The sequence below is a fragment of the Legionella donaldsonii genome (genome assembly GCF_900452385.1).
Classification (GTDB): Bacteria; Pseudomonadota; Gammaproteobacteria; order Legionellales; family Legionellaceae; genus Tatlockia; species Tatlockia donaldsonii.
The window spans coordinates 1,289,120-1,302,055 of record NZ_UGOA01000001.1 but is presented as its reverse complement, the minus strand read 5'-3'; the positions used below and the strand labels follow the sequence as shown (position 1 = coordinate 1,302,055).

Genomic DNA, 12,936 nt, shown 5'->3' with positions numbered 1-12,936 from the left:
TCTTACATCTCCCCCATCTGGAATTTGCCATCTACCCAAGCAATCTACTTTTCGTCTAATAGATGTTCAGCTTTGATTACCCCAAACCGCAGCCCGACAATAATTGCACTGGTTATATTTTTACAATTCAATTTTTGAAAGATGGATTGCCGATGCTGAGTCACTCTTCGGGTGGATACCTTTAAAAACGCAGCTATTTCTTTCACCTCTTTACCTTGTGCGGATAGATACAGGCACTGTTTTTCCTGCTCACTTAAACGTAGGTCGAAACAAATCGGAAGTCGTATCCAGGTATTGGAAAGTAAGGCCTGGATTTCAGCTAGCTGTTTGTTGGTAGGACTGCTATTCCCTAAGTAGTCCAGGTAATTCTTTGCAAACACTTTAAAAAAGGGACTGTCGATTAAATTCGTTTTCCTCAAGCTTTCTTGCTTTGTTTTCACCATTATTCTTCCTTTATTTTTTAAAGGTGTGACTTAGCACAGGAATTAATGGAAAAAATAATTCCTGTGTCTCTAGTCGCTGAAATAATTAAGATTTCTGGCTAAAAGCGAATTAAAAGCACGCTGTAAACCATGCCCTTAATGTTCAACCGGTGTAAATAATGGGAAATTTTGGTGGCTTCTTACGGACATGCCATTGAAATACAAAACTGAAATAGACTAAGATTCCTTTAGCCATCTTTATCTCCTGTGATAAATTTGGTCAGCTGGCGGGGAGGCGCTCGAATTCCTCTCTGTCAGCGCTTGTTGCATTTAATACTTCAAACGCGCTTTTTATACTATTTGATTCTTTAGTGTCTTGCAATGAATTTTTAGAATTCAGCAGACACTAAAGGAGCAAATTAGCTCCTCTACAAAGCGTTTCAATTAACAACTGCGTTTCTATTCCTGTCATTACTCTGAATGCTATTCTCTGAATTTTCTTACTAGGGAGTACCTATGGAGCAAGGCTTGAATTTTGATTGTTGAATACAAAATTCAAGCCCGGACTTCGTTTACACAGCCCTCTTTCAAACGGTGTGCAACCTGGCGATTAATTGCAAATCCCATTAATGACACAGTTTTTTAGTTCCGTCGCAAATTTGAAACTATTACTTTGGTCATAAGTGACTTCCCAATTAAAGACACCGCCAATATTGCCATAGGCTTGAGGTGGAATATAACTGCCGCAGCTTGTATTACCAGCAACCGCTGTTTTAAGGCATTGAATTGCGCGCTTAATCGTGGCGGTTGGCGTTATAGGCGAGCCGTCACTTTGTCCATTTGCGTTAGCAGACGGATAACCAATGACAACTTGTGACGGTTGTAAATGGCTAATGTAAGGCTGAAAGCCTGTAGTTTGCCCATTCACACTAGCAGGCCAATTTGCCAGTAAATCAGTAGCCATCGCGACGGAGAAATCAGGGGTATTCGTAGGAATGGGACCGTAACATACCAGGTCAATACCAAATGCACAGCCTGTATTGTAGAGCTGAATCCCAACCCAGGCCAGAGAGGTATGAGTCTGCATCACTAACGAGGCATAATTACCCCAGGTCTGATCAAACCCCCTTGTCGCTGCAATATTAGCAACCTGCGGCGTTAAGGTAATCAGGAGAGAAGGATTTTGATTGTGCATCGTATTGATAATGCTAGCGAGTACGGCAATATCCCCTTGTGGTTGAGAAAAAGTCCCACCACCATTAATGCCGTGCTCAATATCGATGTCAAAACCATCAAAATGGTATTGCGTGATTAAGCCATTTAAAGAATTAATAAAGGTTTGTTTAAAGTCTTCTGCTGAAGCAGCTGCAGTTAATACTTGATGAAAATCAACACTTGTATTAGGAAGACTTGTTAACGCACCGCCTAAAGAAAGAAGCACTTTAATGCCAGCGGCATGAAGCGACTGGATATAGTCTTTCGTAACCGTATCGAAAGCCGGGGTGATGACTCCAGGTGTACTTGTACTAAATACTCCAAAGGCAATCATTACATGGGTATATCCCGCATTCGCTAAGGCTTGCGCGGTAGGCGGGGTTTTCCAGCCCGGGATATAACCAATAATACGTCCCCCTGAAGCAACCTCTTGAGTTAAGCTAATTATTTCAACGGCGTCTGGAGTGGCTGTTAAAGGCTGAGGGGAAAATCGTACCGTGTAGCCAGATACCGCATTAGTTGAAACGGTATAGATAACGCCATCGGTTAAAGAGACAGACGCTGAGCCACTGCCATTCGTTAAATCGATAGTTTGTTCGACAGACTGTGAACCGTTATTGGGTGTTAAAGTAATTTTTAACGCAGATAAAGAAGGCGGTGCGCCATTCACCTCTAATCGCACAGAATCTTGTGCTACCTGAATACATTGATAGGTTAAATTAGTCACTGGGACGTTGGTCGCGTTGGCCGCTAAAGAAGCAGGAGTAAAGGTTGGCAAACAGTTGTAACCATTGTAATTAATGGTCGATGTCGAGAATTGGTAAGTTGAGCCCTCAGCTAATTGAGAGACGGTTGTCACACTGCCCCAGCTTAATGATTGTGTTTGTGAGTTACCTGAGTTGGCCTGGGTAATTAAGACAGAAGGATTTTCACTGTAACCGGCTATCTCATTAGGTACATTTTGTAAATTGATGCGTAATTTCCCGAGTTGCTGTCGCTGTGCGTAACTAATTATTGAGCTCACTGTCTCATTGGCAACTAAATTAACACTGCTGGGATTGGCCTGGCCTACATAATTGTTGCCGGCGCTGTCGGTGACTGTATCGGCTGAAATCGTATAGTTACCGGCAGCAAGACCGGATAACGTTTTTGAACTTTGCCAGGGTAACTGGATATCGCCAACCGATTGACCATTCATTGTCAAATGAACCATTGCATAATTTTGCGAAACATTCGTTGGCTTCGCTGAGGAATTAGTTATTTGAATACTGCCTGTTTCTACCACGGTGCTGAGGTAAACATTGGTAGTACCCTCTATATGGCTATCGGTCGTTGCGCCATATTTAATTGAAATAGAGCTGCCGATGGGTAAAAGGCTATTAGCACCAGAGAAGCTCGGGAAATGCAGGTTAAGGGTTGCTAAAAACTGATTGCCAGGTTGTTGTTGTGAAGTAATATTTAATACGTTGTCAGGGTAAGACAGCGGTGAAAAATCACCCCAAAATGACGTATTTAACGCTTCGGTTGTCTGAAACGATATCGTTGTATTTTGAAAATCGACGGCCTGACTGCAATTATTCGTCAACTTTAAAACAATTGATTTCCAGTATTGACTGCCTGTCGCACTGAAATGAGAGGTAATACAGGTTGTGGGTTGAGCCCTAGTGGATTGTAGAGAAGCATGTGCCATCCCTGTTGCCGCCGTTAAAATACCTAATCCAACGTGTAGATATCTCATCCTTGACCTTCCCTGTTATTAAAAAATTCAATTTATCATGCTATTACATTTTTTAACAACCCTATGATGCCTTCGCTGCGCGATGTTGTTTTCCAAGCATTTTGTACGGAAGACGGTTTCATTCCTGTCAATAACTACTATGCGTTTAATGAGCCAAGCAACTAAAGTGCTTGTATGCCGGTCTTTTAACCTGAATTCAGTAATTTTTTTAGGTTATTGATTCATTCCTACAGGAATTAGCTCGACTATGAATGGAAGTAGCCACCAAGCCCACATTAATTTTAAAGCGCAAATTAGGAGCAATAAGCATCAGTAGCCACTGTACGTAAAATCTATGCGGCTTAGCGGATGATCAACCATGTTAAGTTGTTGAGCACCTACTCAACTGCTTTAGTTCATTGAGATTTACCACTCTATACACATTTTTATCCACAGTTTTTGTGGATAACGTAAAAATCAATAATGAAAGAAAAAATGGCAAAACCCTTTTAAAATAAGGGGGTCGGATGAGAATTAGATGTTGTATTATAAAAAATGGACGAGGCGAGTAAAGAATTATCCACAATAGCTAAGGACGTAGAAAATAAGTCTTCGGTGGAGCATCATAAACAAATAAATAATAAAAAAACAGTCTTGACTCGACGATTTTTAAATTTTCGGAGATGGTTTTATGGTGTGTTAAGGAAAATTTAGTCTTACCTCTTTAGCATTAAAAAATTTTCGTAGCCTATTGATTTGAAAAACATATCCCGGCTACTTTGAATCAAATTTATTATCATTGATTAGTTTAACAACAAATTTATGATAAAATACTACCTGCTAATGGAGCTCATCTGAGCCATCATATCACCGCCGCACTCGACTAGTTCTGGTGAGTAGCTTTTCATTCAGATGAATTGTTTTTCCACTTGAGTTTTGATTTGCCTATTAATTTTCAAATTATCTATTGAGCCTATGTATGAGCGCAAAAAAAACCTTTAGCTGTTACATTATTGGTGACGATAATATGACATTAGAATGTGCAAATATTATCTTGGCTAGCGGCCATGAGTTGCTTGGCTTGATATCTCCGTCAGAAAAAATCGAAAAATGGTGTACTGCTAATTTCATTCCTTATATTGAGAGCGTTAGGCAATTTGAAAAAAAACACATGGGTGGGAAATTTGATTTCCTCTTTAGCATAGTCAATGGTGAAATCCTTTCCAAAGAAATTCTGGCGCTTCCGCGTTATTACGCTATCAATTATCACAATTCTCCATTACCCAAATATGCTGGTTTGTATGCAACGACATGGGCGATTCTTAATGGCGAAACACAACATGCGATTAGTTGGCACATTATGGATGAAAGGATTGATGCCGGTAATATCCTGAAACAACCCCTCATTCCCATAGATGATTTTGATACAGCACTTAGTTTAAATCTAAAATGTTACGAAAAGGCTATCCACTCATTTCGTGAACTTGTTGATGAGCTTGCTACAAATACCACTAAACCAGTCAAACAAAATTTATCATACCGCTCCTACTACGGCCTAAAAGATAAGCCCGCTAATTTCGGGTTTATCGCTTGGGAAAAATCCGCTGATGATATCGATCGATTGTGTAGGGCTCTCTCCATGGGAAACTATTTAAATCAATTAGTCGTTCCCAAAATTATAATGAATGGAAAGATTTTTGTCGTAAAAGCGCTAAAAAAATTAAATGCACTCTCAGGAATGGAGCCAGGAACAATTGTTAAGCTTTCAAATAGTTATATTCAAGTAGCTACCGCAACTTTCGATATTGCCATTTTAGAGCTTACTGATCTTGATGGAGAAAATTACGATATTCCAACATTGGTTCATTTATTGAATATCACTATCCCTACAAAGCTTGACCCAATTGATGCTGGATTGCTCGAAAAAATATCAACGAGTCCTGCCCAAAACCCTAAAGTAGAAAAATTCTGGGTTAATGAGTTTTTAAAATGTGCCCAGGAAGAGATTTCATTTTTGTCTAAGCTACCGAGACGAGGGGAATCAGTTGCCGTATTTGGCGAGATGAAAACCAGAATTCCCAATACCTTGCTAAAGAAACTAAAGAAACTATCGAGTGACAGTGACGGTCATTCTTTAGAGAACATCTTGTTAACAGCTACCTTAATTTATTTATACCGGCTAAACAATTATAGAAATTTATCCGTAGAATTGAGCCCCCTGGAATTACAATCGAAACCTTTATTCCTACATAATTTTTTATCAGACCATCTCCCGTTGTCAACCAGGTTTGATAGTACTATGGCATTCAAGGATGTATTAACATTGGTCTCAATCGAAAAAACAAAGCTGTTGCAAAAGAGCACCTACACGAAAGAGATTTTTATTCGCTACCCACAATTAAAAAAGTCTTCCAGTCAAATTGACGCCAGTATCAGGTTCATCGATGCAAACAATCCCCCCCCCTGCAAGACGAATAAAAAATTAACTATTTTTATCTCAGCAAATCACGACTGGTTCCATTTTCATAGCAATGTCAATGACAACTCACAGCCAGGATCTTATGCATTATTTGAAAATATGAATGGACATTTTTTAACACTACTGGAAGATTTAGTTGATAGTCCTGATAAAACTATTTTCCTTCTTTCAATAATGGGTAAAAAAGAAAGAAATAATGTGCTGCATGCCTGGAATAATACAGGGTTTAAATATAACTATAAAAAACTGCTGCATCAGTACTTTGAAGAACAAGTTACTAAAACGCCCGATTCAATCGCTGCTGTATTTCAAGGTACAGGAATTAGTTATAACGAGCTCAATCAAAAAGCTAATCAATTAGCTTGCTACTTGAGAAACCAGGGCGTGCGGAAGGATCATTTGATAGGGATTTGTTTAGATCGCAGCATAGAAATGGTTGTTGGTATTTTGGGAATCTTAAAATCAGGAGGGGCATACCTTCCCTTAGACCCCAATTATCCTGATGAACGCATTTCCTATATGCTGAATGATAGTAAAGCAAACCTATTAATCGTGGATCAGCAATCAATAAAGAAAAGACCTCATCGATACACAGGCAAAATTATTGACATAAACTCCGTACTGGATTTAAAAAATTTACCGGATGAAAATCTACAACATGTCAGTAATTTTTCAAATTTAGCTTATGTTATTTACACATCAGGAACAACTGGTAAACCAAAAGGCGTAGCGATTTCCCATCGTGCTATTTGTAATCACATGGTATGGATGCAAAAAGAATATTCCTTTAGCAATACGGATGTCTTTCTACAGAAGACTCCCTTTTCATTTGACGCCTCCGTTTGGGAATTTTTTATGCCTCTCTTCATAGGAGGTAAACTCGTAATAGCACCAGCAGACGCTCATGCCAGTCCCATCCAAATGACTAATTTAGTCAAAGACAATCAGGTGAGTGTTTTACAGCTTGTCCCTTCCATGTTGAAAGAATTAGTGTCTACACCAGGTTTTGATAGCTGTCATTCACTTAAACAGGTCTTTTGTGGAGGTGAAGCGCTTTTGCCAGAAACAATTGGTGCTTTTTTTAAAAATAACGCCTCTGGCGCAAAACTACACAATCTTTATGGCCCAACTGAAACGACTATTGACGCAATAACACTGACTTGTACACAAGCGGATGCAGAAAGCGATGCAAGTCGAATCGGTAAACCCATCTCTAATACAAAAGCCTATATTTTGGATGACAAACTGCAGCCTGTGCCCATCGGAATGACAGGTGAGCTCTATATCGCTGGGGAGGGTTTAGCGCGTGGTTATTTAAATAATCAAGAATTTACAGAGCAAAAATTCATAGCTAATCCGTTCAGCAACAAAAAGAATGACAGGTTGTACAAGACCGGTGATCTAGTCAAATGGCAATCTGACGGAATTATAGAATATATTGGTCGACGTGATAGTCAGGTCAAAATCCGCGGATTTAGGATCGAAGTGAATGAAATTGAATCCCATTTGGAAAAAATTCCCTCCATTCATCAATGCATTGTCATACCAGAACCTGGCTCTGATAATTCAATATCGTTATCAGCCTACGTTGTACTGGATCAAAACGCTCAACTATCTGCTACAGATATTCGCTCCACCCTCAAAGCAATGATTCCTGACTACATGATCCCTTCTCGATTCTTTGTTGTAGACAAATTTTTAATAACCCCAAGCGGAAAAGTAGATAGAAAGAATTTACCCACACCCTGTAAACAATTGACTTCTAGCAATGATTACGCAGAGCCAAATAATGATATTGAATTGCAATTAAAAAATATCTGGCGCTCTGTGTTAAAAATTGACCATCTTGGAATTCATGACGATTTTTTTGAGCTGGGAGGTAACTCACTTTCCGCTATGAATATCATTTCGCTAATTCATGAGCAATTTTCAGTGTGTTTAAGCCTTAGAAATTTTTTTGAGTTCTCAACGATACACTCTTTGGCGAAAGAAATTGAAATGGAGACTCGTACAGCGGATGATCGATTAACTATCTATAATCCATCTGAAAATTTTATTGCCCTCAAAGAAACCGGTGATAAAACACCTCTTATTTTAGTTCACCCTATTGGCGGCAGTGTATTTTGGTATAAACTTCTTGCCAAATATTTAGACAAAGAAAGGCCCTTATACGCGATACAAGACCCAGGCATTGATAAAAACGAATTCATTTTTAATACCCTGGAAGAGATGGCTAGCGCATACATCGATTCACTTCAGGCTATTTATCCTTATGGTCCTTATTTACTTGGCGGCTCATCATTTGGCAGTACTGTCGCGATTGAAATGGCGAGACAGTTAGAGGAGAAAGGGGAAACTGTTAGAGCCATTATCTCTCTCGATGGCTGGGCATTTTATCCCACACTTCAAAGTAATGAGCTTTATTTCCAAGACATCATGAAGGAACAAAATTCGAGACTATTAAAAAAGTATGTAGAAAATAATGTCTATAATTCTCAATTTTTGCTAGACCTACAGTGGCATAGGGAAAACATGTTAACGCAATACAAATTGCCTATTATTAATAGCCAATTAATTTTGTTTAAAGCCGAAAAGCTGACCGAGATGTTTCAATATGATGCCCCTTTAAATTGGTGGGAAAATTATTCGAAACGCCCCATCGAACTCCACATCGTTCCAGGAGATCACGAAAGTATGTTTTACGAGCCTAACATCCAAACCTTAGCCAGCAAACTCAACAAGAGTTTAAGTGAGAAAAATATTGAACCTTCCCTATTAAATGAAGTTATTGGAGGTGATTTATTAGAATTTTAATAGATATTTGAATTAACTCGCGGGCATAATGATTCAGGCTTATTTGTTTTTATTTTTTCCCTAGCCTACCATTTACTTGGTTGAACATTAAACCGGGTTGATTTCATGCCTAAAACCACAGAGATATTATCGACGTTTATAAACCTGGTTGACCAGCCCATCATCTTGGTATCATCCGAACTCATTATTTTAGATCTCAATGTTAAAGCAAAAACGGAATTTAAAATAAAAAAAGCCACCACGATAGGTAAACCCTTTTCAGTTGTATGCCCCAATCTTGATCCAAACAGCCCCCTACAGTCTCAACATTTAGTTTCCCACACCAGAGATAAAACGGTTCTGTGGCATATAGCCAACCTTCCAGAGGAGAATGAACTCATCCTGATTGGGACAGTCCAGGATCAAAAGAACGAGTCTCTTTTAAACATGCAAAAAGAATTTGAGGACTCTACTCATCAGGAAATCAGTAATCTAAACCTACTTTTGTCTAGCCATTTAATTGATGAGAGCAAAAGCACATTAGAGCAAGTGAGAAATATTTATAATTACATGGAAAATATTATTGCCGAGATGCCAGTCAGTGTTTATTGGATCAACAGGGATTGCGTATACCTTGGATGTAACAACAATATGGCTAAATTATTACATCTAAAATCAAGACACGAGATCGTTGGGAAAACCTATGCCGATCTTTATGATGATAAATCAGCATCCCACTATAGGAAAGCAGACAGAGCGGTTATGGATAAAGGAGTATCATTAACTGTAGAAGAACCTTTGCATTACCCTGATGGAACTAAAGAAATTTATTTATCCAATAAAGTTCCTTTGCATAATACAAAGGGTGAAATTGTAGGGATGGTTGGCATCTCCGTTGATATTACCGAACGTAAGAAAATGGAAGAAGACTTACTTCAAGCTAAAAGAGCAGCTGAAGCAGCCAACCAGGCAAAATCTGATTTCATTGCCAATATGAGCCATGATATTCGCACCCCGTTAAGTGGGATTATTGGGATGTCACAAGAGATGTTTAATATAGCGGACAATGCCCGTTCCTTTTTACAACAAACGCCAGAAGAAGCAAACTTAGCTACCCCCCAAACCTTTTTTTCTTTATTAAAAGAGATTACTGAAACCGTACAGGAGGATACCCAGCTTCTAATAGGAGCAACCGATCAACTATTAGAACTTTGTAATGAAATTCTGGAAACCATGCGCCTGGAATCAGGACATCGGCCAGAAGAAGTAGAGTCCTTTAATCTTCGTGATTTAGTTAAACACAACATTGATCTTTTACAACCGGTTGCTTTTCACAAAAAGTTAAAATTGTCTTTTGATATAGAGGAATCTATCCCTACCTATTTTAGTGGATTACGGAATTACCTTGACCGCACCCTGCTTAATCTTTTATCTAACGCTTTAAAATTTACCAACAGCGGTTTTGTCAAAATCAACGTGAAATCGCTTGATGAAAGGGACTCATCTTATCGCTTGGGCGATAAGATGAACTTACAATTATTGGTAGAGGACAGTGGCATTGGTATTCCAGAAGATAAATTTGAAACAATATTTGAACATTTTTCTCGCCTGACGCCTGCTTATCAAGGATTATACAAAGGTGCAGGTTTAGGTCTATATACCGTGAAGCGTTACATCGAAGCGATGAATGCCACAATTAATATACAAAGTGAAGTAGGTAAAGGAACTTGTTTTATTATTAATCTTCCACTGGTTGTCTCTGATCATTCTGATAGAGAAAAAATACCGGTGCGTCAGCCACCAATCTCTACCGTGCAAACCTTGCCATTTGACCGTACCATAAAGCCAGAGGGAATAACAAAAGTCGATGCTGTGGCCTCTGTCCTGGTAGTAGAAGATAATCCCCTTGCCGCTAAAAGCCTGCAAGCTTACTTAAATCGCTTTCAGTGCGCTCATGATCATGCAGAAAATGGCATGGAAGCACTCACCATGGTTCAAAATAACGACTATGATTTAATTTTGATGGATATAGGATTACCTGACGTCGACGGTATTGAAGTTACGAAACAGATCCGTGCATTGAATAATCAAAACGCATTACAAGTACCCATTGTAGCCATCACAGGACACGCCGATGATGCTCAAAAGGTGAATGAATCATTGGAGGCCGGTATGCAAGAAGTTTGCAGCAAGCCATTACAGCAATCCAAGTTAGAAAGCCTTTTACAACAGTACGTGTTTAAAAAGAGACAATCAGAGTCCGCCTCACTTGGGATTGAAATCCAAATCAGTGATGAGGAAAAAGCAGCGGTAATCGACTGGCAAGCAAGCCTTGATCAAATGAATGGGGATGAGAGTCTTCTTCGTGAGTTATTATCAGTGCTGGAGATTGATCTTAAAATGAGTCTCGATACCTTGGCAAAAGCTTATGCGAGTCATGATGATGAAACCCTTCGCAAAGAATTGCATCGTGTTCGAGGCGGCATCAATTACCTTACCCTACCCCAACTCAATAGGGCACTGGCACGTTTTCATGAAGCAGTAAAATTAAAACCGCAGGACAGTCAGCAACTCGCCAACACATATAATCAAGTAGAAGAGGCAATCAGAGCATTTTGGGATGCGCTGGAAAAGAAAAAATTTACTTTCTAATCAGATTACCAACAAGGCAAAAATCCACCTTCACTGACAAACCTCTACCCACTTATCATGTAACCGATTATGTGGCTGCTTGAAGTAAGGATATTTCATGGTTATCAAAACCAAGAGTCTGTTTTGCTTGTGTAACAGAGTAATTAAAGAACACATATAATTTTAAACAATGTCTGGCAAATTATAAGCTTCACTAAGTTCCATTTTGGAACTCCCTACGAGGAACTTAGATTGGTGCACTCACTGCGCACTCAATTCAACAAACTCTATTTAAGCCTTCTCGAGATTTAAAAAATAACGAGTCGCTTTAAGTTCGCCAGTTCGTTTGAGAATATTTTTTTTAACCAAGTCATTTAGATCCCTGGTTGTTGTCGCGATGGGCGCGCCTGTTATGCTCATATAATTTTTAGCACTTAAACCACCTACAAATCCTTCAGGCCCAGCATGAAATAATCTTAATAATACCTTTTCTTGCCTTGGATTAATTTTCCCTTCCACTTCCCTTAAAATTACCGATTTCTTAATAATAAAATCAATATACAAATAAGTGTTTTGTTGCGCTTCTAAAGCGATGTTAGCAAACCATATTAACCATGACGTTAAGTCTAAAGTTTTACTTGCTAAACCTAATTGCTGATAATATTCCTTTCTCTTTTGTAATAATATTTTTGCCAATACTGTCATTACTGGTTTTGAAAATCCTTGCGATAAGGCTTTTTCTGCTATAGCTCGCCCTATTCTTCCATTTCCATCTTCAAAAGGATGGATACTCTCAAACCACAAATGAGCTATTCCTGCTCGGGTTAATGTGGGTAAAGGAGCTGAGCCAGTAAGGGAACTCCGTTCAAACCAATTAATAAATTGATCCATTTCGGCCGGAACACATTTTGAAGAAGGCGCTTCAAAATGGATTTTTCGATCATAATCAGGCCCAGAAACAATTTGCATTGCTTCTTGATGCTTACGATATTGACCAATATGTTCCAAATGATGGCTATTACCCATTAAAAATTGATGCCATTCAAATAGAACCTGATGCGTTAGCGGACTAGGAATCGTTTGATATAAATTAACCATCATTTTAGCGATCCCACGCTCTGCCATGCTAGCTCTAGTAGCTTCTGTAGACACCCCTAACTCTTTTTTTATGGAGGATTGAACGCTATCTCTGTTTAAATGCTCACCTTCAATTTCAGAGCTATCTAAAGCATCAGTACACATTAAATCAATAAATAAATTTTGCTTACCTTCTTGAGAAATATGTTGTGAGGACCCAATAATAATCCCACCACTCTCAGTAAAAGACTGTTCATACACAACTAATTTATCCGAGTCCCAAGTAAAATTAGGCCAATCCTCAAGCTGCCAATTCCATTTCATGATTAATAACCTCACTTTTTATTAATCAAAATATAGCATAATTATGATTAATAAAGTATGGTTTTATTAATCACTGCTTAATTTTAAATAAGGCTAATAACCTGACATTTGTCTTTTGACTAGAAGTTGGCAAAAAGCAAGATCTGACCCTAGGCATTGTTCACCTTTTTCAAGTACTAATACCATCTATAAGCCATACTATAATTCGCATAAAAGCACTCAAAACGCCCTAATATTCTCATCGACAGACAATTAAAACAATCTAATATTCGCAAAAT

Annotated in this window: 5 protein-coding genes; 2 read left to right on the top strand and 3 right to left on the bottom strand. The window is 38.7% G+C overall.

Annotation, left to right across the window (positions count from 1 at the left end):
- Positions 1-44 precede the first annotated feature (44 nt).
- Together DYC89_RS06045 and DYC89_RS06040 are read right to left on the bottom strand one after the other, a co-directional pair.
- The gene (locus tag DYC89_RS06045; protein WP_115220957.1) at positions 45-443 is read right to left on the bottom strand and encodes a response regulator transcription factor; all 399 of its coding nucleotides are present in this window, start codon (positions 441-443) and stop codon (positions 45-47) included.
- Positions 444-1,032: 589 nt separating this feature from the next.
- Positions 1,033-3,375 carry a glycosyl hydrolase family 18 protein gene (locus DYC89_RS06040; protein ID WP_115220956.1) on the bottom strand — a complete coding sequence of 781 codons (2,343 nt, stop codon included), beginning with the start codon at positions 3,373-3,375 and terminating at the stop codon, positions 1,033-1,035.
- 958 nt (positions 3,376-4,333) lie between these two features.
- On the opposite strand from DYC89_RS06040, the gene DYC89_RS06035 reads away from it, so the two are divergent.
- Both DYC89_RS06035 and DYC89_RS06030 read left to right on the top strand, forming a co-directional pair.
- Positions 4,334-8,647, top strand: a complete 4,314-nt coding sequence (locus DYC89_RS06035; protein WP_115220955.1) for an amino acid adenylation domain-containing protein — start codon at positions 4,334-4,336, stop codon at positions 8,645-8,647.
- A 105-nt stretch (positions 8,648-8,752) separates the two neighbouring features.
- The gene (locus DYC89_RS06030; RefSeq protein ID WP_115220954.1) at positions 8,753-11,278 is read left to right on the top strand and encodes a response regulator; all 2,526 of its coding nucleotides are present in this window, start codon (positions 8,753-8,755) and stop codon (positions 11,276-11,278) included.
- 270 nt (positions 11,279-11,548) lie between these two features.
- On the opposite strand, the gene DYC89_RS06025 is transcribed toward DYC89_RS06030, so the two are convergent.
- Positions 11,549-12,658 carry a Fic family protein gene (locus tag DYC89_RS06025; RefSeq protein WP_115220953.1) on the bottom strand — a complete coding sequence of 370 codons (1,110 nt, stop codon included), beginning with the start codon at positions 12,656-12,658 and terminating at the stop codon, positions 11,549-11,551.
- Positions 12,659-12,936: the final 278 nt, after the last annotated feature.